This is a genomic window from Pseudomonas sp. SYWMCR5, assembly GCF_057197165.1.
Window position 1 is genome coordinate 207842 of the sequence record NZ_JBXUNH010000005.1, and the last position, 20782, is coordinate 228623.

General features: G+C 61.5%; 19 protein-coding genes, 3 tRNA genes and 1 pseudogene. 15 read left to right on the forward strand and 8 right to left on the reverse strand.

Going from position 1 to position 20782, the window contains the following annotated elements:
- Positions 1-71: 71 nt before the first annotated feature.
- Complete coding sequence (folD, locus tag AC2CGW_RS15485) at positions 72-926, reverse strand: bifunctional methylenetetrahydrofolate dehydrogenase/methenyltetrahydrofolate cyclohydrolase FolD (RefSeq protein ID WP_186669596.1); 855 nt, start codon at positions 924-926, stop codon at positions 72-74.
- Positions 927-1214: 288 nt separating this feature from the next.
- On the opposite strand from folD, the gene AC2CGW_RS15490 reads away from it, so the two are divergent.
- The 3 genes from AC2CGW_RS15490 to AC2CGW_RS15500 all read left to right on the forward strand — a co-directional run bounded on the left by AC2CGW_RS15490 (position 1215) and on the right by AC2CGW_RS15500 (position 1555).
- Positions 1215-1291: transfer RNA gene (locus AC2CGW_RS15490), tRNA-Arg, on the forward strand.
- Positions 1292-1337: 46 nt separating this feature from the next.
- Positions 1338-1413 (forward strand) — tRNA-His (locus AC2CGW_RS15495).
- 57 nt (positions 1414-1470) lie between these two features.
- Positions 1471-1555, forward strand: a tRNA-Leu gene (locus tag AC2CGW_RS15500).
- A 200-nt stretch (positions 1556-1755) separates the two neighbouring features.
- Here the strand turns inward: AC2CGW_RS15500 and AC2CGW_RS15505 are convergent.
- From AC2CGW_RS15505 to AC2CGW_RS15515, 3 genes and pseudogenes are all read right to left on the reverse strand, one after another.
- Positions 1756-1974 (reverse strand): hypothetical protein, encoded by a 219-nt coding sequence (locus tag AC2CGW_RS15505; protein ID WP_484574261.1) that lies wholly within the window; start codon positions 1972-1974, stop codon positions 1756-1758.
- Positions 1975-2286: 312 nt separating this feature from the next.
- Complete coding sequence (locus AC2CGW_RS15510; RefSeq protein WP_426353157.1) at positions 2287-3102, reverse strand: DUF2303 family protein; 816 nt, start codon at positions 3100-3102, stop codon at positions 2287-2289.
- A gap of 47 nt (positions 3103-3149) precedes the next feature.
- A pseudogene (locus AC2CGW_RS15515) lies at positions 3150-3364 on the reverse strand (hypothetical protein); the annotation flags it as partial.
- A gap of 329 nt (positions 3365-3693) precedes the next feature.
- On the opposite strand from AC2CGW_RS15515, the gene AC2CGW_RS15520 reads away from it, so the two are divergent.
- The 9 genes from AC2CGW_RS15520 (at position 3694) to AC2CGW_RS15560 (ending at position 14415) form a co-directional block, all read left to right on the forward strand.
- Entirely contained in the window at positions 3694-4473 is a 780-nt protein-coding gene (locus tag AC2CGW_RS15520) for a class I SAM-dependent methyltransferase (protein WP_484574262.1), read from the forward strand.
- 44 nt (positions 4474-4517) lie between these two features.
- Positions 4518-5309 (forward strand): alpha/beta hydrolase, encoded by a 792-nt coding sequence (locus AC2CGW_RS15525; protein ID WP_346655315.1) that lies wholly within the window; start codon positions 4518-4520, stop codon positions 5307-5309.
- Between the two features lie 88 nt (positions 5310-5397).
- On the forward strand, positions 5398-5697 hold the full coding sequence (locus AC2CGW_RS15530) for a DUF6388 family protein (protein WP_186669590.1): 300 nt from the start codon (positions 5398-5400) through the stop codon (positions 5695-5697).
- A gap of 244 nt (positions 5698-5941) precedes the next feature.
- A complete protein-coding gene (gene tig / locus AC2CGW_RS15535; protein WP_186669588.1) occupies positions 5942-7255 on the forward strand; it encodes a trigger factor in 1314 nt (437 codons plus the stop codon).
- Between the two features lie 91 nt (positions 7256-7346).
- Positions 7347-7988: an ATP-dependent Clp endopeptidase proteolytic subunit ClpP gene (gene clpP / locus AC2CGW_RS15540; protein ID WP_029613529.1), complete on the forward strand. Its 642-nt coding sequence runs from the start codon at positions 7347-7349 to the stop codon at positions 7986-7988.
- A gap of 108 nt (positions 7989-8096) precedes the next feature.
- Positions 8097-9380 (forward strand): ATP-dependent Clp protease ATP-binding subunit ClpX, encoded by a 1284-nt coding sequence (gene clpX, locus AC2CGW_RS15545; RefSeq protein ID WP_186669587.1) that lies wholly within the window; start codon positions 8097-8099, stop codon positions 9378-9380.
- Positions 9381-9537: 157 nt separating this feature from the next.
- On the forward strand, positions 9538-11934 hold the full coding sequence (gene lon, locus AC2CGW_RS15550) for an endopeptidase La (RefSeq protein WP_426353159.1): 2397 nt from the start codon (positions 9538-9540) through the stop codon (positions 11932-11934).
- Positions 11935-12086: 152 nt separating this feature from the next.
- The gene (hupB, locus tag AC2CGW_RS15555) at positions 12087-12359 is read left to right on the forward strand and encodes a nucleoid-associated protein HU-beta (RefSeq protein WP_054892387.1); all 273 of its coding nucleotides are present in this window, start codon (positions 12087-12089) and stop codon (positions 12357-12359) included.
- 184 nt (positions 12360-12543) lie between these two features.
- On the forward strand, positions 12544-14415 hold the full coding sequence (locus AC2CGW_RS15560; RefSeq protein ID WP_186669585.1) for a SurA N-terminal domain-containing protein: 1872 nt from the start codon (positions 12544-12546) through the stop codon (positions 14413-14415).
- 240 nt (positions 14416-14655) lie between these two features.
- On the opposite strand, the gene AC2CGW_RS15565 is transcribed toward AC2CGW_RS15560, so the two are convergent.
- On the reverse strand, positions 14656-15696 hold the full coding sequence (locus tag AC2CGW_RS15565) for a patatin-like phospholipase family protein (protein WP_411384151.1): 1041 nt from the start codon (positions 15694-15696) through the stop codon (positions 14656-14658).
- A gap of 157 nt (positions 15697-15853) precedes the next feature.
- On the opposite strand from AC2CGW_RS15565, the gene AC2CGW_RS15570 reads away from it, so the two are divergent.
- The 3 genes from AC2CGW_RS15570 to AC2CGW_RS15580 all read left to right on the forward strand — a co-directional run bounded on the left by AC2CGW_RS15570 (position 15854) and on the right by AC2CGW_RS15580 (position 17806).
- Positions 15854-16132, forward strand: a complete 279-nt coding sequence (locus AC2CGW_RS15570; RefSeq protein WP_054892384.1) for a hypothetical protein — start codon at positions 15854-15856, stop codon at positions 16130-16132.
- Between the two features lie 14 nt (positions 16133-16146).
- Positions 16147-16914, forward strand: a complete 768-nt coding sequence (locus AC2CGW_RS15575) for a CHAD domain-containing protein (RefSeq protein WP_186669583.1) — start codon at positions 16147-16149, stop codon at positions 16912-16914.
- 94 nt (positions 16915-17008) lie between these two features.
- Positions 17009-17806 (forward strand): acyl-CoA thioesterase, encoded by a 798-nt coding sequence (locus AC2CGW_RS15580; RefSeq protein WP_411384153.1) that lies wholly within the window; start codon positions 17009-17011, stop codon positions 17804-17806.
- A gap of 14 nt (positions 17807-17820) precedes the next feature.
- On the opposite strand, the gene AC2CGW_RS15585 is transcribed toward AC2CGW_RS15580, so the two are convergent.
- From AC2CGW_RS15585 to AC2CGW_RS15595, 3 genes are all read right to left on the reverse strand, one after another.
- Entirely contained in the window at positions 17821-18189 is a 369-nt protein-coding gene (locus AC2CGW_RS15585; protein ID WP_484574263.1) for an Mpo1-like protein, read from the reverse strand.
- A gap of 75 nt (positions 18190-18264) precedes the next feature.
- Entirely contained in the window at positions 18265-19743 is a 1479-nt protein-coding gene (locus AC2CGW_RS15590; RefSeq protein ID WP_426353163.1) for a methyl-accepting chemotaxis protein, read from the reverse strand.
- 87 nt (positions 19744-19830) lie between these two features.
- Positions 19831-20628, reverse strand: a complete 798-nt coding sequence (locus AC2CGW_RS15595) for a TatD family hydrolase (RefSeq protein WP_186669578.1) — start codon at positions 20626-20628, stop codon at positions 19831-19833.
- Positions 20629-20782: the final 154 nt, after the last annotated feature.

Consider the following 20782-nt stretch of genomic DNA (forward strand, 5'->3'; position numbering starts at 1 on the left):
AAACGGCACCCTTGGGGTGCCGTTTTTCATTGCTGCGCCGCTGGAAACTAAATCCAGTGTGCCGAGAACGATTACTTGTGCAGCTCTTCAGCCGCGTACAAGGTGTTCTCCAGCAGGCACGCGCGGGTCATCGGCCCGACACCACCCGGTACCGGCGTGATCCAGCCGGCGCGGGGCAGGGCGGTCTCGTAGACCACATCGCCCACCAGCTTGCCGTCGTCCTGGCGGTTGATGCCCACGTCGATGACGATGGCGCCTTCCTTGACCCACTCGCCCTTGACCAGCCCCGGCTTGCCGGCCGCTACCACCAGCAGGTCGGCGCGACCGACGTGGCCGGCCAGGTCCTTGGTGAAGCGATGGCAGACGGTGACGGTACAGCCGGCCAGCAGCAGTTCCATGGCCATCGGGCGACCGACGATGTTGGAGGCGCCGACGATAACGGCGTTCATGCCGTACAGGTCTTGCCCGGTGCTTTCCAGCAGGGTGACGATGCCCTTCGGGGTGCATGGGCGCAGCAGCGGGATACGCTGGGCCAGGCGACCGATGTTGTAGGGGTGGAAACCATCGACGTCCTTGTCCGGACGAATGCGCTCGAGCAGCAGCGAAGCGTCCAGATGCGCTGGCAGCGGCAATTGCAGCAGGATGCCATCGACGGCCGGGTCGTCGTTGAGACGGTCGATCAGATCGGTCAGGGCTTGCTGCGTGGTGTCGCTGGGCAGGTCGAACGCCTGGGAGATGAAGCCGACTTCCTCACAGTCCTTGCGCTTGTGCGAAACGTAGACTTGGGAGGCCGGGTCGGTGCCGACCAGGATCACCGCCAGGCCTGGCGTGCGCAGGCCTTGCTGGCGGCGCTCGGCGACACGTTGGGCGATCTGCTTGCGCAGGTTGGCGGCGATCGCCTTGCCATCTATAAGGTGTGCAGTCATAGACGCGTGATTAACCATCGAGAAGGGAACAATAAAGAGGGCGCATTCTCGCACGAGCCGGGCCGAGGGCAAAGGCGCGTGGTCGGGCAAATCCCCTAACCCCTTAAATAATTTAAATTTTTTTGAAAAAAGTGTTGACGACCTTTCGGCTCGTCTATAACATTCGTCGCACTTGTCGGGCACAACCTAGCACTGGTTAGCAAAGTCAGGCAGAATGAGTGGATTTGCTAGCTCGTTCGGTAAGGCTGAAAATTGATTTGCAATCGTAACGGAAAGCAGATTGAATATGCGCCCGTAGCTCAGCTGGATAGAGCATCCGCCTTCTAAGCGGATGGTCGCAGGTTCGAGTCCTGCCGGGTGCGCCATAAGGCAGCTTAGGCAAGCAAGTAGGTAACGTAACACCGCAATATGGTGGGCGTAGCTCAGTTGGTAGAGCGCTGGATTGTGATTCCAGTTGTCGTGGGTTCGATTCCCATCGTCCACCCCATATTCTTCAAAGGCGCCTTGATTGTATAATCAGGCGCCTTTGTTTTAAGTGCATCACGCGGACGTGGTGAAATTGGTAGACACACTGGATTTAGGTTCCAGCGGCGCAAGCTGTAAGAGTTCGAGTCTCTTCGTCCGCACCATCTAAGCTACTGTTTTTAAAGGGTTTCACCATGTCGCGCCCTCTTTTCGGGAGCGCGGTGGGAACAAACTGGGAACAGCGGCACAAAAAAGGCAGCCTTTCAGGCTGCCTTTTTTCGTTGGTGCGTGTCGAGCATCCAGAGCACTGGCCGGAACAGGCCACTGCCGGGATGGACGCCGAGAATGGCCAGCCGCTTGGTGGTCAGCCCTTCGAATTCAGCGACCGCCAGTTCAGCAATGCGCGACACGAGCTGGACGGTACCTCCAGCGACTGGGGCAGGTAACGGGTGTAGTTGTTGAGCACCTGGTCATCACCGGTCAGATGTTCGCCGCGGTGGCGCAACAGGAAGGCCACCGCCGCTTGCTGCATCGCCGCGCGATAGTCAGTTTCGGGGTTGCTGTGCAGGGCTGTGACGTTCATGCGGTGACGGCCTCATCCAGTTGGTCGAGCAGATCGGGTTGATCGGTGTTGCACTTCATGGTCTGGCGGCGCATGGCTACAGGCGCGACGGGTAGTTGCACTGCGGGGGCCGGCGCCGCCGCCACCGCAGAAGAAGTCGACCACGATTTCGTCGTCTTGCGGATCGAAGCCAAGGCCGTACTGGGTTTTGAAGTGGAGCGGGTTCTTTTTCTGAAACGCAGACATGGGCGGTCCCCGCCTGGGCGGCGTGATTCTGAGAATTAGGGGGGGCGGGATGGATCGAGGCCCCGCTGAGCAGGGCCTCTGATTGCATTACTTCGCGTCGAAGGTGCCCAGAGCCAGCTTGGCCGAGGCCTGGATGCTCTTTGCCAGGTAGTCCTTGAACTCCTGGGCGATCGCCTCTCGCTGTGTTTCCTCGCCGACCCAGCGCAGTTTCAGCACCGGTGCCGACCCGCCGGTGATCACCGAGACGCGCAGCTTGATTTCGTGGGTGCTCAGGCCTTCATACGGGGTGAGCTGAACCAGCAGCCAGGCCGGCAGGGTTTCCTTGCTGCTGGCCTCGATCGCGTCGAAGGCGCTGCGGCTGGCGCTGGTCTCGGAGGCCGAGTGATCGCTTTCCGAGCGCGCCTTGACGGTGATGGTGCGCACCGCTGCGATGGCCTTGGCCAGCGACATGTTTTCGCCTTCATCGCTCACTGCGGCCAGGTGTTGGCTCCAGTCCTCGATCCAGTTGCTGAGCTGCTCCTGGCTGAGGTTGGTGTCGGTCACCATCTGGAGCGCTCTGTAGGCTGCGGTCGCCTTCAGAGCGAGTACCGCGCGGTCGTCGGCATGGCCAGGGGTTGCCGGTGTGCCGATGTTGAACAGCACAACGCAGCGCATGGCGTCTTGCTCGATGAAGCCGCGGGCGTCCGGCGCTGCGCGCTCGACAACATAGGCGCCGAAGTCGGCCAGGGAGCGGGTGGCGTAGGTGCCACGGAAGCGGCTGCGACCGGCTTGGTACTTCTCCAGGTCGATGAGGGTGGAACTGTCCGGTGCCAGGGCGACCGGGGTATTGGTTGCGAGGCTCTTGCCAGCGCCAGCCAGGGCCAGGTCACCGATGTACTGCAGGGCTTCTTTGCTGATGGTCATGCGTTATTTCCTTGTCGATCGCTGGGGTTGCGGGGTGGGATAGGGGATCAGGAGCGCGGGTGCACCGGCGCTTCATCGCAAGTAAAGAGTTGGCGTGCTTTTCGGGGAACAGGGAGAGCTTGCCATCGGCGTTGACGTGCATCGGCGTGTCAAGGCTGGTGTTCTCGCTGCGGTCGCCGCGCTTGGTCGGCGCCTTGAAGGCCAGCTTGTGCTTGATCTTGGCCTGAGTCGACTCGCCGATCTGGCTGTAGTCGAGGGTGATGGCTTTCTGGTAGTTGGTCATGGCCGCACTCGAATGGCGATGCGACGACCTTTCATGGTCACGCCGAGGCTGCGCGTCAGGCGGTCAAACGCATGAAAATCTCCTGAAAATGCCGCCTTGTGCGGCACTTTTCATTTCTGCGGCAAATTCCCAGGGCAGCGGAATTCTGGCGCATCCCTGTCATTTCGCTGGCGGGATTTTTTGTGTTCATCATTCGGCATCACCTCCCAGTCCAGTGTTAATGCGGGTTGGGCCTCGGTGTTGGCGGCTGGTCGGATTCTTGCTTGGCGTTTGGCGTTGATGCGATTCCGCGAATAAAAGGAACGAACATGAAAGTCTGCAGCACGCATAGGGATAGTCTGTATTACGTGGTTGGCGCGGTTTTCAATGCGCTGGAAAAGCGCCCGGTGGTTGTCGAGCTCGGTGTGCTGCGTGGCGAGAACGCCCTCAAGCTGCGCGCAGCACTGACGCCAGAGCGCATGGTGCTGGCCGACAGTTGGAGCAAGGAGGCGAACAAGGCTTACAGTCCATTCGATCAGTTGCCGCCTTGGGTCTCTCCGGTGGACGACTACGAGTACTACTATGGTGGCTCGCTGCACGACGATGCGACCTGGGACCGCTTGTACCAGGAGTGTGTATCAAAGTTCGTCGACATGCCCGAGGTCACGGTGATTCGCTCCGAAACCATCGGTGCGATCGACAAGATCCGCGAGCAGACCGGCATCGAGCAGTTCGATTTCGTCTACGTGGATGCCAACCACCAGTACGAGTACGTCCTGCGCGACATGATGTACTACCAGGAGCTGCTCGGCCCGGACGGCATCATGATGCTCAACGACTGCTGCTTCAGTGCCAATGGCACCAAGCAGAACCTGGGCGTGCTGGAGGCGCTGGGCAGCTTCATGAAGCGTTCGGACTTCATTCCGGTGGCCATGACCAACACCGATTGGTCTGATGTGATCCTGGTGCGCCGCAATTCCGTGCTGGTGCAATTGTTCGACATGGCGCTGAGCAACTCCGACGTCCCTTACGTCGAGATCCCTCACCAGCTGATTACCGCCGCGCGCGTGGTATATGGTGCCCAGCGTCACAACCTCAGCTTCGTCTGATTTCGATGTGGGGAAGGGGTGTACTGGCTGTTGTGGGTGCTCTTGTGCTCGCAGCATGCCAGTCGCCGCGCGAAGCGCTGGAGCACAGGGCTGCCGAGTACGGTCGTGAGGTACAGGTGCTGGCGCTGGAAAGCTTTCCGTTGCTGGTCGTGGCGCCCGCGCGGATGCCCGCAGCCAACGTGCTACGGCTTTATCTGGAGGGTGACGGCCATGCCTGGGTCACGCCCTCGCAGCCGAGTCTGGACCCTACGCCGCGGCAGACTCTGGTGGTCGACCTGGCCATGCAGGATCCGACACCTTCCTTATATATAGCGCGGCCTTGCCAGTTCGTTCAGGCGTCCGGTTGCACGCCGACGCTGTGGGCGGGGCGGCGGTTTTCCCCCGAAGTGCTGGACAGTCTTGGTCAGGCGCTCGACCAACTGAGGGCACGTTATGGCAATCAAGGCTTCGAGTTGGTGGGCTATTCCGGTGGTGGCGCGCTTGCCTTGTTGCTGGCGGGGCGGCGTGAGGATGTGTGGCAGGTCCAGACTCTGGCCGGCAATCTGAGTCCGGCTGAATGGGTGCGAATGCGTGAGCTGACGCCGCTGGAAGGGTCGCTCGAACCTTTGCAGTATCGGGAGCGTCTGGCGCGTATTCCCCAGCGCCATCTGCTGGGTGCAGAGGATCGTCAGGTGCCTGCTGGCGTTGCAGCGTTTTATGCGCGGCAATTGGGAGTGGCACGTTGTCTTGAGCTGGTTTCCCTGCCAGGCGTGACCCATGAGCAGGGCTGGCAGCAGGCCTGGTCGAGCTGGCGGCAGCGGCCGCTGGCGTGTGCGCCTGTCGGCCTGAAGGATTGAGGGGCTTGCCCTCTGGTGGCAACGCTATAAAAGCTGATAGATTTCAGCCGGTTGAAACACCGGTCGGTGACCGGCAGGGGAAATACCGATGATTGCCAAAGAAGCGCGCCAGGCGTTGGCGCTGCAGCGATTTCGCGAGGCCAACCCGCAATTGCTCGAGGAGATCCACGAGCTTGACGCGCGCGAGCAGGCTCAGCAAGTCGAGTGGGCGTTCGAGGATGCGGCGCAAGAGCAGGGTGTCGAGCCCTGGGAACTGGCCCTGCAGTTGATCGCCGAAAGCCCGGAGCAATTGCAGGCCATGCGCCTGGAGACTCACCGCGAGGTGGCCGAGGCGCTGGGCATGTCGTGGGAAGAGTATTGCCAGTTCAATGAAATCGACCCGCAGTAACGGGCCGGCTCTGCAGCTGTAACTGTTTGACAAGTTTTTTCGGCGTGCGCCCTCCAAAGTGGTGCGCAGCCCTTGAGTAACGAGGCCTGACGCATTTTTGCGCCGGCCTGTAAACGAAATCGACCGGCGTGGTTGTCCGTCGTCCCGAGTGGGGTGACTTCTGGTGCGTGAGTCACTAGAATATTCGCCCTTGATTCTGGAGTCGGGCTATCGCCGGCTAACGTCTGTGCAACGAGGAATATCCATGCAAGTTTCTGTTGAAAACACTTCCGCTCTCGAGCGCCGCATGACCATCGCCGTTCCGGCCGAGCGCGTCGAGAACGAAGTCAACAAGCGTCTGCAACAGACTGCCCGTCGCGCCAAGGTCCCGGGCTTCCGTCCAGGCAAGGTGCCAATGAGCGTTATTCGTCAGCGTTACGAAGACGCTGCCCGCCAGGAAGCCTTCGGTGACCTGGTCCAGGCCTCCTTCTATGAAGCTGTGGTCGAGCAGAAGCTGAACCCGGCTGGCGCCCCGGCTGTGGAGCCCAAGTCGTTCGAGAAAGGCAAGGACCTCGAGTTCGTCGCCATCTTCGAAGTCTTCCCTGAATTCACCGTTGCCGGCTTCGAGTCGATCAACGTCGAGCGCCTGAGCGCCGACGTCGCTGACGCCGACCTGGACAACATGCTGGAAGTGCTGCGCAAGCAGAACGTCCGTTTCGAAGCCGTCGAGCGTGCCGCCGAGAAAGACGACCAGGTCAACATCGACTTCGTCGGCAAGATCGACGGTGAGGCCTTCGCCGGTGGTTCGGCCAAGGGCACCCAGCTGGTGCTGGGTTCCGGCCGCATGATCCCAGGCTTCGAAGATGGCCTGGTTGGCGCCAAGGCCGGCGAAGAGCGCGTTGTCAACGTGACCTTCCCCGAGGACTACCAGAACCTGGACCTGGCCAACAAGGCCGCCGAGTTCACCATCACCGTCAACAGCGTTTCCGCACCTGTGCTGCCAGAACTGAACGAAGCCTTCTTCGCCCAGTTCGGCATCAAGGAAACCACCCTGGAAGGCTTCCGCACCGAAGTTCGCAAGAACATGGAGCGTGAACTGCGCCAGGCCATCAAGGCCAAGGTCAAGAACCAGGTCATGGACGGTCTGCTGGCCGCCAACCCGGTCGACGTGCCGAAAGCCCTGCTGGAAAACGAGGTCAACCGTCTGCGCGTGCAGGCTGTCCAGCAGTTCGGTGGCAACATCAAGCCTGAGCAACTGCCGGCCGAGCTGTTCGAAGAGCAAGCCAAGCGCCGCGTGGTTCTGGGCCTGATCGTCGCCGAGGTGGTCAAGCAGTTCGAACTGAAGCCGGACGACGCCAAGGTTCGCGAGATGATCGAGGAAATGGCTTCCGCTTACCAGGAGCCTGAGCAGGTCATCAACTGGTACTACAAGAACGACCAGCAACTGAACGAAGTCCGTTCGGTTGTGCTGGAAGAGCAAGTTGTAGATACTGTCCTGCAGAAAGCGACTGTGACCGACAAGTCGGTCTCGTACGAAGAGGCTGTCAAGCCAGCACAGGCTCCTGCCGAAGCTGAGTGATTTGCTACTCTCGTAGGAAACCCCACAAGCCAGCCTTCGGGCTGGCTTGTGCGTTATTAAAGCCATGACTATTTGGGAGTGAGTGCAGGACATGTCCCGCAATTCTTATATTCAGCAGAGCTCTGACATCCAGGCCGCAGGCGGTCTGGTCCCGATGGTTATCGAGCAGTCCGCCCGTGGCGAACGTGCCTACGACATCTACTCGCGCCTGTTGAAGGAGCGTGTGATCTTCCTGGTGGGTCCTGTAGAGGACTACATGGCCAACCTGGTTGTGGCGCAGCTGCTGTTCCTTGAAGCGGAAAACCCGGACAAGGATATCCATCTGTACATCAACTCGCCGGGTGGCTCGGTCACCGCAGGCATGTCGATCTACGACACCATGCAGTTCATCAAGCCGGACGTCTCCACGATCTGCATCGGCCAGGCCTGCAGCATGGGCGCCTTCCTGCTGGCCGCTGGTGCGGCAGGCAAGCGTCACTGCCTGCCGAACTCGCGCGTGATGATTCACCAGCCGCTGGGCGGCTTCCAGGGCCAGGCGACCGACATCGAGATCCACGCCCAGGAAATCCTCAGCATCAAGGCGCGCCTGAACGAGCTGCTGGCCTTCCACACCGGCCAGGACCTCGAGACCATCAAGCGCGACACCGAGCGTGACAACTTCATGAGCGCCTCGCGCGCGGCCGAGTACGGCCTGGTCGACTCGGTCTACGACAAGCGGCAACTGGTATCCTGAGCCCAGGCGCCAGAGCGGGCGGGCGCCGAAAGGGCCCGCCTGCGGACTTGAAAAAGCCCGCAATTGCCTTCATCTTGTGTTGCAAGCCTACCGGATTGGATCGATCGAATGACTGACACCCGTAACGGCGAGGACAACGGCAAATTGCTCTATTGCTCCTTCTGCGGCAAAAGCCAGCACGAAGTGCGCAAATTGATTGCCGGGCCCTCGGTATTTATCTGCGACGAGTGCGTCGACCTGTGCAACGACATCATCCGAGAGGAGGTGCAGGAAGCCCAGGCCGAGAGCAACGCGCACAAACTACCTTCGCCGAAAGAAATCAGCGGCATCCTGGACCAGTACGTCATTGGTCAGGAGCGCGCCAAGAAGGTGCTTGCCGTAGCGGTGTACAACCACTACAAGCGCCTGAACCAGCGTGACAAGAAGGGCGACGAGGTCGAACTCGGCAAGAGCAACATCCTCCTGATCGGGCCTACCGGCTCGGGCAAGACCCTGCTCGCCGAAACCCTTGCGCGCCTGTTGAACGTGCCGTTCACCATTGCCGACGCCACCACCCTGACCGAAGCCGGTTATGTGGGTGAGGACGTAGAGAACATCATCCAGAAGCTGTTGCAGAAGTGCGACTACGATGTGGAAAAGGCCCAGATGGGCATCGTCTACATCGACGAGATCGACAAGATCTCGCGCAAGTCGGACAACCCGTCCATCACCCGTGACGTTTCGGGCGAAGGCGTGCAGCAGGCATTGCTGAAGCTGATCGAGGGCACCGTGGCCTCCGTGCCGCCCCAGGGTGGCCGCAAGCACCCGCAGCAGGAGTTCCTGCAGGTCGACACGCGTAACATCCTGTTCATCTGCGGTGGCGCATTCTCGGGTCTCGAGAAGGTCATCCAGAACCGCTCCACCAAAGGTGGTATCGGATTCGGCGCGCAAGTGCGCAGCAAGCAGGAAGGCAAGAAGGTGGGTGAGTCGCTGCGCGAAGTCGAGCCGGACGATCTGGTCAAGTTTGGCCTGATTCCGGAATTCGTCGGTCGCTTGCCGGTTCTGGCCACGCTCGACGAGCTGGACGAAGCTGCCTTGATGCAGATTCTCACCGAGCCGAAGAACGCCCTGACCAAGCAATACGCCAAGCTGTTCGAGATGGAAAGCGTGGACCTCGAGTTCCGCAGCGACGCCCTCAAGGCCGTTGCTCGCAAGGCTCTGGAGCGCAAGACCGGCGCCCGTGGCCTGCGTTCGATCCTCGAAGGCGTGCTGCTCGACACCATGTACGAGATTCCTTCGCAGAAGGATGTCAGCAAGGTGGTGATCGACGAGAGCGTTATCGACGGTACTTCGCAGCCGCTGCTGATCTACGAGAACAGCGAGCCGCAAGCCAAGGCCGTGCCTGACGCCTGAGTCGCACGCCTGACACGCTGAAACAGAAAGGGGCCCATGGGCCCCTTTCTGCTTTTCTGGCGCCAGCGGCTTGTATTTTTGCGGACCTGCCCCCACATTAGCTCCAAGCACTATTTCCACCGGTTTCCGGCCCCAAGGCCGCTGTAGAGGCGAAATCATGAAGACCACCCTCGACTTGCCTCTTTTGCCATTGCGCGATGTCGTCGTTTATCCGCACATGGTTATCCCGCTGTTCGTGGGACGCGAGAAGTCCATCGAAGCCCTAGAGGCCGCGATGACGGGCGAAAAGCAGATCCTCCTGCTGGCCCAGAAGAACCCGGCCGACGACGATCCGGGCGAAGATGCCCTGTATCGCGTCGGCACCATTGCTACCGTCCTGCAACTGCTCAAGCTGCCTGATGGCACCGTCAAGGTGCTGGTCGAAGGCGAGCAGCGCGGTGCGGTCGAGCGCTTCACCGAGGTCGAAGGCCACGTTCGCGCCGAAGTCAGCCTGATCGACGAGGTCGAGGCGGCTGAGCGCGAGTCCGAAGTGTTCGTGCGCAGCCTGCTGTCGCAGTTCGAACAGTACGTTCAGCTGGGCAAGAAAGTGCCTGCCGAAGTGCTGTCCTCGCTCAACAGCATCGAAGAGCCGGGGCGCCTGGTCGATACCATGGCCGCGCACATGGCGCTGAAGATCGAACAGAAGCAGGAAATCCTCGAGATCATCGACCTGTCGGCCCGTGTCGAGCACGTGCTGGCGCTGCTGGACGCCGAAATCGACCTGCTGCAGGTCGAGAAACGCATCCGTGGCCGGGTCAAGAAGCAGATGGAGCGCAGCCAGCGCGAGTACTACCTGAATGAGCAGATGAAGGCCATTCAGAAGGAGCTCGGTGATGGTGATGAAGGCCACAACGAAGTCGAAGAGCTGAAAAAGCGTATCGATGCCGCTGGCCTGCCCAAGGATGCCCTCACCAAGGCCCAGGCCGAGCTGAACAAGCTCAAGCAGATGTCGCCGATGTCCGCCGAGGCCACGGTGGTACGCTCTTACCTCGACTGGCTGGTGCAGGTGCCCTGGAAAGCCCAGAGCAAGGTGCGTCTGGACCTGGCCAAGGCCGAGGAGATCCTCGATTCCGACCACTACGGCCTGGAAGAGGTGAAGGAGCGTATCCTCGAGTACCTCGCAGTCCAGAAGCGCGTGAAGAAGATCCGCGGCCCCGTGCTGTGCCTGGTCGGTCCGCCCGGCGTGGGCAAGACGTCGCTGGCCGAGTCGATCGCCTCCGCCACCAACCGCAAGTTCGTGCGCATGGCATTGGGCGGTGTGCGTGACGAGGCCGAGATCCGTGGCCACCGCCGTACCTACATCGGCTCGATGCCGGGGCGTCTGATCCAGAAGATGACCAAGGTCGGGGTGCGCAACCCGCTGTTCCTGCTCGACGAAATCGACAAGATGGGCAGTGACATGCGCGGCGATCCCGCCTCGGCACTGCTGGAAGTGCTCGACCCCGAGCAGAACCACAACTTCAACGATCACTACCTGGAAGTCGACTACGACCTCTCGGACGTGATGTTCCTGTGCACCTCCAACTCGATGAACATCCCGCCAGCGTTGCTGGACCGGATGGAGATCATTCGTCTGCCAGGCTACACCGAGGACGAGAAGGTCAACATTGCGGTCAAGTACCTGGTGCCCAAGCAGGTCAAGGCCAACGGCCTTAAGAAGGAAGAGCTGGAAGTCGATGTCGCCGCGATCCGCGACATCATCCGCTATTACACTCGAGAGGCCGGTGTGCGTGGCCTGGAGCGCCAGATTGCCAAGGTCTGCCGCAAGGTGGTCAAGGAGCATGCCGGCAACAAGCAGGTGAAGGTCAAGGTCACCGGCGAGCAGCTCGAACACCTGCTGGGTGTGCGCAAGTTCCGTTATGGTCTGGCCGAAACCCAGGACCAGATCGGCCAGGTCACAGGCCTTGCCTGGACCCAGGTCGGCGGTGAGCTGCTGACCATCGAGGCGGTGGTGATTCCGGGCAAGGGGCAGTTGATCAAGACCGGCTCGCTCGGCGATGTCATGGTCGAATCGATCACCGCCGCGCAGACCGTGGTACGCAGCCGCGCCCGCAGCCTGGGCATCGCTGCCGATTTCCACGAGAAGCACGACGTGCACATCCACATGCCTGAGGGCGCTACGCCCAAGGATGGCCCGAGTGCCGGTATCGGCATGTGCACTGCACTGGTCTCGGCGCTGACCCAGATTCCGGTGCGTGCCGACGTGGCGATGACCGGTGAAATCACCCTGCGCGGCCAGGTGCTTGCCATCGGTGGGCTGAAGGAAAAACTGCTTGCGGCGCACCGCGGCGGGATCAAGACAGTCATCATTCCCGAGGAAAATGTGCGTGATCTGAAGGAGATTCCTGAAAATATAAAACAGGATCTGCAAATCAAACCGGTTAAATGGATTGACGAGGTCCTGCAAATTGCGCTGCAATACGCCCCGGAGCCCTTGCCAGATGTGGCTCCGGAGATTGTCGCGAAAGAAGAGAAGCGCGACAGCGATGCTAAGGAAAGAATTAGCACGCACTAGTTCGTATCTCATTGGGGCCTTTGGTTGACAGCTTTTTCGGGGCCTTGCTATAAAGCGGCACGCCAGTGTCAACAGGCCACCCAATGATCGTTTCATAAGCTTTTCATTACATACTTAGAAACAAACTCAATAGAGAAATAAGGGGACTTAGAGTGAACAAGTCGGAACTGATTGACGCTATCGCCGCTTCTGCTGACATCCCGAAAGCTGTAGCCGGCCGCGCGCTGGACGCAGTAATTGACTCCGTAACCGGTGCCCTGAAAGCAGGCGACGACGTCGTTCTGGTTGGCTTTGGTACCTTCTCCGTCAAGGAGCGCGCTGAGCGCACCGGCCGTAACCCACAAACCGGCAAGGCGATCAAGATCGCTGCTGCCAAGGTTCCAGGCTTCAAAGCTGGCAAAGGCCTGAAAGACGCCGTCAACTAAGTCGTCTCTTTCAGCCGGACCCGGCCTGGCCAGGTCCGAGCACGTAGCGGCGGGGGCCGCAAACGTTCCCGCCTGCCACGTTTGCTAAGAAAAGGCGCATCCTCGGATGCGCCTTTCTTTTATCAGGATTCTACCCACTCTCCGCGGTTGTCGATGCAGTGGTACGACCGTTTCTGGGGGACGCATGCTGCAGAATATCAGGGACAATTCACAGGGTTGGATTGCCAAGACCATCATTGGCCTCATCGTCGTGCTGATGGCACTGACCGGTTTCGAGGCCATCTTCCAGGCCGCCAGCCACAGCCAGGATGCCGCCAAGGTCAATGGCCAGACCATCAGCCAGAACGAGCTGAGCCAGGCCGTCGACATGCAGCGCCGCCAGCTGATGCAACAGTTGGGCAAGGATTTCGATCCGGCGATGCTGGACGAGAAGATGCTGCGTGAAGCCGCGCTCAAGGGGCTGATCGATCGCAAGCTGCTGTTGCAGGGCGCCGAAGACGCCAAGTTCGCTTTCTCCGAAGCTGCACTGGATCAGTTGATCCTGCAGACGCCTGAGTTCCAGGTCGATGGCAAGTTCAGCGCCGAGCGCTTTGACGCCGTCATCCGCCAGATGGGCTACGGTCGCATGCAGTTCCGTGAAATGCTCGCCCAGGAAATGCTCATCGGCCAGCTGCGTACCGGCCTGGCAGGCAGCAGCTTCGTTACCGACAAGCAAGTCGACGCCTTCGCCCGTCTGGAGAACCAGACCCGCGATTTCGCTTCGCTGACCTTCAAGGCCAACCCGGCTGCGGTCAAGGTGAGCGATGAAGAGGTCAAGGCCCATTACGACCAGCACGCCAAGGAATTCATGACCCCTGATCAGGTGGTCATCGATTACATCGAGCTGAAGAAGGCTGCGTTCTTCGACCAGGTTTCGGTCAACGAAGACGAGCTCAAGGCGCTGTACGAAAAGGAAATCGCCAACCTCGCGGAGCAGCGCCGCGCTGCGCACATCCTGATCGAAGTCAACGGCAAGACCGACGACGCCCAGGCCAAGGCCCGCATCGAAGAAATTCAGCAGCGCCTGTCCAAGGGCGAGGACTTCGCCAAGTTGGCCAAGGAGTTCTCCCAAGACCCGGGCTCGGCGGCCAATGGCGGTGACCTCGGCTTTGCAGGTCCGGGTGTCTATGACCCGGCCTTCGAGGATGCCCTGTACAAGTTGAACAAGGACCAGGTGTCGGCACCGGTTCGCACCGAGTACGGCTACCACCTGATCAAGCTGCTGGGTGTCGAGGCACCTGAAGTACCGACCTTCGCCAGCCTGAAGGACAAGCTGACCCACGAGCTGAAAACCCAGCAGGTCGAGCAGAAGTTCGTCGAAGTCACCAAGCAACTGGAAGACTCGGCCTTCGAAGCCTCCGACCTGGCGCAACCTGCGCAGGAGCTGGGCTTGAAGGTACAGACTTCGGCACCGTTCGGCCGTGAAGGCGGCGAGGGCATCACCGCCAACCGTTCGGTGATCCAGGCGGCGTTCAGTGAAGAGGTGATGGACGAAGGCGCCAACAGCACTGCCCTGGAGCTGGACCCTGAAACCGTGGTGGTACTGCGTGTGAAAGAGCACCGCAAGCCGGAGCAACTGGCCCTGGAAGCCGTGTCGAAGAACATCAGCGAACACTTGGCCAAGGAGAAGGCGACCGCCGAGCTCAAGGCCAAGGCGGACAAGCTGATTGCCGGCCTGCGTGATGGGTCGATCGCCAAGGGCGCCGACTACGAAGGGCAGAAGTGGAAGGTGCAGGAGGCGGTGACCCGCAGCCAGGAAGGCATCGACCCGGCCGAACTGCAGGCCGCGTTCCGCATGGCCAAGCCTGAGTCCAAGGACAAGCCGGTCTACGGCAGTGTCGTCCTGGGTGACGGCAGCCTGGTCGTACTGCAGCTCAAGGGTGTCAACGAAGGTGCTGCCGCCTCTGACGAGGAGAAGGTGCAGATTCGTCGCTACCTCGCTTCGCGCGCCGGCCAGCAGGACTTTGCAGCCTTCCGCAAGCAACTGGAAGCCAGCGCCGACATCACCCGTTACTGAGTGCTGTCGTCGTAACGAAACAGGCCGCTTATGCGGCCTGTTTCGTTTCCGGCATCTACTCTGCAGGAGCAACTGTCTTGTTCAAAATCTAGAGGCCAGCCCACCCCCTGTGGGAGCGGGCTTGCCCGCGAACACGAGCGTAGCCCGTGCCAGGCAGCGCGGTGTCTTTTTCGCGGGCAAGTCGCAGCGGCAGTTCGGCGCCCCGACTTGCCCGCGAAAAGATTACCGCCTACAGGAGCGCTATCGCCGCTCCCCCTCATGACTGTCCAGCGTATCCCGGGCAATCTCACGCCCCAGTGCGATCAGCTCCGGCGCCTTGTAGAACTCGAAGAACCGGCACACCCGCTTCGGTACATTGATCAGTACATCCGGTGGATACCCTGCGATCTTGTACTGTGCCAGCGAAGTCTGCATCACCTCGAAGCTTTGGTTGATCAGGTCGAGTAGCGAGGCAGGCCCGACGTTATCGATGATGAACGAACCGGTCGCCGACTTCGGGGCGCCTTCGCGCTCCGGTGCCGCTGCCGGTTGCTGGCTTTCCGGGTCGGCGGATTCACTCAGCCACGGGTTTGTCTGGCTCATGCGTTCGGCGACGATTTCCTGTTCGATACGCATCAGCTGCTCGGCCGGCTTGCGGCGAAACGGCATGCGTGCCCCCAGCGAACTGATCACCGATTCGAAACGCATCCTGAACGCCGCCGGGCGTTCGATCACCGGCAACTGGTACTGTTTCTGATTGGTGGCGTTGAGGTTGACCGCGATGATCAGGTCGCAGTGGCTGGACACCACTGGGACGATCGGCAGTGGATTGAGAATGCCGCCATCGACCAGCATGCGGTTGCCCTGCATGACGGGCGTGAACAGGCTGGGGATCGCCGCCGAGGCGCGCATGGCCTGGTGCAGGCAGCCTTCCTGGAACCAGATCTCCTGCTGGTTGGTCAGGTCGGTGGCAACGGCGGTATAGGGGATTCGCAATTGTTCGATGTTGATCTCGCCGACGATCTTGCGGATTTGCCCAAATACCTTGTCGCCGCGGATGGCGCCCAGGCGAAAGCTCACATCCACCAGGCGCAGCACGTCGAGATAATCCAGGCTTTCGATCCAGCGGCGATACTCGTCGAGCTTGCCGGCGGCATAGATGCCACCAATCACAGCACCCATCGAGCAGCCAGCGATGCAGGCGATTTCGTAGCCGCGACGCTCGATCTCCTCGATCACGCCGATGTGCGCATATCCCCGGGCACCGCCCGAACCGAGCACCAGTGCGACACGCTTGCTCATACTTTTTCCCCCAAGGCATTTCGCGCGTGTTCCCACAATGCACCCATTGCTGCCCGTGCTTCAATGTCGTTGCGCGCTGGGCTACGCTGAGCATGGCACTTTTCACGTTGCCGGCCGTCGAACAGCGACTGTTTTGTCCTTCCTGAGGTAATACTTGATGAAAGCCTGGATCTGCCTTCCCCTGATTGCCCTGGCCCTTGCTGGCTGTGCGGGCAAGACGGCCTATCGCGACAGTTGCGCGACCCAGTTGGATGCCGCCTGGAAGGAGCTCGACCTCGCCAAGGCCGAAGGGTTTGCGGGTACCGTGAGTTACTCCAAGGCGTTGTCGCTGCTGACCGGCGCCAAGACCCAGCAGCAGTTCGAGGCGTTCGAGGGGTGCAGCAGCAAAGCCGAGCGAGCGCGGTTCTATATCCGTGAGTCCCGTGCAGGCCGTTGACGGAGGAGGCTGACATGCCCGCCATGCTCGACCATGTAGTCGTTCAGATCCTGGCCCTGCAGGTGCGCCTGTTGGCCTGCCGGGAACGCCTGGCCGCCGATACCGACAGCGAAGCCTTGCACGACCTGCGCACTACCGTCAGGCGCCTGCGCAGCCTGCTGCGACCCTTGCGCGAGCTGCCGGGTGTCGAGCAGTTGGAGGATGCCGCGAAATCGCTGGGCACGCTCACCACGCCCTTGCGCGACCGCGAGGTGCTGGCCGCGCAGTTGATCTCTGCGGGGTATGCGCAGGCCGGGCAGCGGCGCCTGCAGGGCAGGGCGGCGACGTTCGCCAGTGTGGCTGCCAGCCCGCAGTTGACCCGGCTGCTGGCGATACTGGATTCGTTCCCGCTGTTCCTGCGTGCTTCGCAACGCGAAGGCCTTGCGAATGACTTGGGCACGCGCATCGACAAACGCCTGCGCAAGCAATGGCGCAAGCTGGAAGCGGCCATCGACGATCCGGCCCACGACCGGCATCGCTTGCGTCTGTTGATCAAGCGGGTGCGCTACGGCGATGAAGCCTACCCGCAGTTGCGCCACGCGGCGAAGAAGCTTCAGAAGCTGCTCAAGCAGGCGCAAGGGGACCTGGGCGATTGGCATGATCGTGTTCAATGGTTGCTGCAGTTGCGCGAGCATCCCGACCTGGCGCCGTGCAAGGCGGCCTGGGAAACCGAGTTGCAGGAGGTCGAGCGCACCTGCGATGCCACCTTGGAGTCGTTGCGCAAGGCTCTGTCGCGTCGATAACCCCAGTAAATGACCGATATGCGGGCTGCCCTGCGCCAGCCCGCTGGTTACCATGCGCCTTGACCCCCGTTGTCGATAGAGGCCAAGGACTTCCATGAATTTCGATGAACTGCTAAAGGCTGTGCGCCGCAATCCTGCGGCGGTCAGTATCCCTGCAGACTGGGCCCAGGGCCGCGCTTCGTTTGGCGGGTTGATGGCGGCGCTGGTCTATGAGGCGATGTGCCAGAAGATCAGCGACGGACGTCCGGTGCGTTCGTTGGCCATCAGTTTCGTCGGCCCGGCGGCACCGGACGTGCCGATTCGTTTCGAAGCCGAGGTGCTGCGTGAGGGCAAGGCAGTGAGCACGCTGCTGGGGCGCGCGATTCAGGATGGGCAGGTGGTGACGCTGGTGCAGGGCAACTTCGGTGCTGGGCGCTCGTCGGTGGTTGAGGTGCCGGCTGAGCCAGCGCCACCGTTCAAGGCTCTGGAGGACTCGGCGCCGGAGCTGCCCTACATCAAGGGCGTCATGCCTGAGTTCATGCGCAAGGTAGCACTGCGCTGGGCGATTGGGGGGCTACCGTTCTCCGGCAACGCATCGCGCCAGATGGGTGGCTGGGTGCGCCTGCGCGACCTGCCGAAGGCGCCGCTCGAAGTGTCGCACCTGCTGGCGCTGGTCGATGCCTGGCCGCCGAGCCTGATGCCTTATCTAAAGCAGCCTGCCGCAGGCAGCACCCTGACCTGGACCATCGAGTTCGTCCAGCCATTGCCTGAGCTGACCACACAGGACTGGTACCAGTACTGTGTAGAGACCGAGCACGCCCGTGATGGTTATGGGCATGCCGCAGCCCGCTTGTGGTCGGCGGACGGCCGCTTGTTGGCCTTGAGCCGGCAGACGGTGACGGTGTTCGCCTGAGCCCTGTCGCGTGTTCAGGGCCGATGCTTGTGGCGCTCGCGCCAGGCACGCCACCAGCCACCGCTCAGGACGAAACGTGGGAAGGTGATGAACTGTTCGGTTAGCAGACGTTTCAAGGCGTCCTGCCGATCGCTGAACGGCTCGGGGTGCTCGGCCTCCAGGCGATGGCCCTGGCGCTGCATGCCAAGCCCTGCGATCAGGGCGATCACGCCTACGGCAAGCTGGGTGATGTCGAGCGAGAACAGGCCTGAAAGCACCAGCAAGGCACCAAGGATGAAGAGCGGTACGGCAATCAGGTGCAGCACCAGGTTGGTCGGGTGCCGGTGATTATGGTGGTAGCCGCGCCATTGCCAGGCGGGCAGATTCGGCAGACGTTTGCTCATGGACGATTCCCCTTGGTCATGTCCAAAGCTTAGTGCGGCCCCCCGCAGGGGGCCAATCGAGGCTGTTTATTGGGACTATAGCTTGAGCTGGCCAATGGCTTTGTTCAGCTCGCCGGCGAGGGTCGCCAGCGCGTTGCTGGTAGTGGCCGATCCGACGGTCTGCTGTACGGTTTCTTCGGTGACGTCGCGGATGCTCACCACTGCCCGATTCATCTCCTCGGCGACCTGGCTCTGCTGCTCGGCGGCCACGGCGATCTGTGTATTGCTCTCGCGCATCTGCGCCACCGCGCGGGTGATCTCGGCCAGTGCGTCCCCGGCTTCGCGGGCCTGTTTGACGCAATCGTCGGCTTTATAGGAGCTCTCCTGCATGTACTCCACGGCATCACGGGTGCCTGCCTGAAGTGCGGACACCATGGTGGTGATTTCGTTGGTGGAGTTCTGCACGCGCTTGGCCAGGTTGCGTACTTCGTCGGCCACCACCGCGAAGCCGCGGCCCAGGTCGCCGGCGCGTGCCGCCTCGATGGCGGCATTGAGGGCCAGCAGGTTGGTCTGTTCGGCGATGCTGTGGATCACGCTGACCACGCTGTTGATCTTCTGGCTGTCGTCCGCCAGTTGGCGAATCATTTCGGCCGTCTGCTGCACGCCGCTGGACAGCCCGGCGATCGAGTCCTGTACCCGGCTGACCACCTCCTGGCCGCTGCCGGCGAGGCTGTCGGCGCTTTGCGACAGGTCGCGGGTAGCGCCGGCATGCTGGGCGATATGGTGCACGGTGGCGGACATTTCGTTGATCGCCGTCGCCGCCTGGTCGGTTTCGCTCTGCTGGCCGATCATGCCGTGGCGCACATCATCCATGCTCGCCGCCAGGCGCGCCGCGCCCGAGTCCAGTTGGGCAGCAGTGTCGGCCACGGTGCTGACCACGCGGTGGTAGGTCGTCTGCATGGCGTTGAAGGCCCCGGCCATCTGGCCCACTTCGTCGCCGCAGGCCAGCGGCACGCGAGCCGACAGGTCGCCGGTTCTTTCCACGTGCAGCATCACGTCCTTGAGGGTGTTGAGCTGGCTGAGCAGGAAACGGATCAGCAGCTGCGAAGCGCAAAGCATCGCCAGCATGAGAATCAGCACGCACACCGCGTAGTTGCTGAAGCGGTCGATGAATACCTGACGCAGGCTTGGCGATGCTGCCAGCACGGCAATGTGCTGACTGCTCTGGCGCAGCACCTGGGCACCGCGCAACGGATTGTCGCCAAGCAGCCACGCGGCGGGCAACGCGACCCAGCCTTGGCCGTCACGCAGGGCCTCGAGGGGCTCGCCGGCAAAGCTCGGGGTCTGGCCATCCTGCCAACGGATCATTTGTGGCAGTTGGGGAAGGGGTTGTGCAGCTGGCCAGGCGGCCAGCAGTTCGGCCTGGGCGACGGCTTGCGCCTGGGCCGACTCGGCGCGAGCCTGCTGCTCCAGGTACACCGCGTAGAGCACCAGCAGCAAGGTGGTTACGAAGGCCACTGCATTGACGGCCCAGAACTTGTACTTCAGGGAAATATTGCTAAGCCAGGCACCCATGGTAGGTCTTCTCTGAGTTGAGCGGAAACATTATTGGCAAGGTGCCATCATTGTGTCCGCTCGCGCGCGAAGCCTTCATGACATGCGTCAAGGGAGCTTGAAGAAATCCTTGGCTGTCGCCGTGGTGTGCCGGGCACAGTGTTCGAGGCTTTCGCCCCGATGCAAGGCGACTTCACGCAGTACTTCAGGCAGGAACGCCGGTTCGTTGCGTCCGCTCTTCGGTTTTGGCCGCAGGCTGCGCGGCAGCAGGTAGGGCGCATCGCTTTCGAGCATCAGCCGGCCTTCGGGAATATTGCCTACCAGCGGATGCAGGTGCGTCCCACGTCGCTCGTCGCAGATCCAGCCGGTGATGCCGATGTGCAGGTCCAGGTCGAGGTAGGCGAACAGCGCCTGGCGCTCGCCGGTGAAGCAGTGCACCACGGCCGCTGGCAACTGGTCGCGGTAGTGCTTGAGGATTGCCAATAACCGCTCGCTGGCATCGCGCTCATGCAGGAAGACCGGCAACTGCAGTTCGACAGCCAGGGCCAGTTGCGCCTCCAGGGCTTGTTCCTGCTGTGGGCGCGGGGAGAAGTCTCGGTTGAAGTCCAGCCCGCATTCACCTACGGCGAGCACCCGCGGCTGGGCCAGCAGATCGCGCAGTGTGCGTTCGCTGGCACTTTCCCAATGGCTGGCATCGTGAGGGTGGACACCGGCTGTGCTGAACAGGTGTTTGCCGGCCTCATCCAGGCGCTGGCACAGCGCCAGGGCCTCTTCGCTGACGGCTAGGCTGGTGCCGGTCACCACCATCTGCGCCACGCCGGCGGCCAGGGCGCGTTCGACGATCGCCGCCTGCTGGTCGTGAAAGCTGCTGTTGGTCAGGTTGACGCCGATATCGATCAGTTGCATGGTGCTACCTCGTGCCGCGGGGCGGCCAGCATAGCAAAATCTGCAAGTTCGCAAAAAATCCAAGAACTTCAAACGTTTGCCATGGTCTCTTGCCGTCATTTGTCATGCGCAGCGCTCGGCGCATGGTTTCCGCCAACCGCTCCTGGACCCTTTT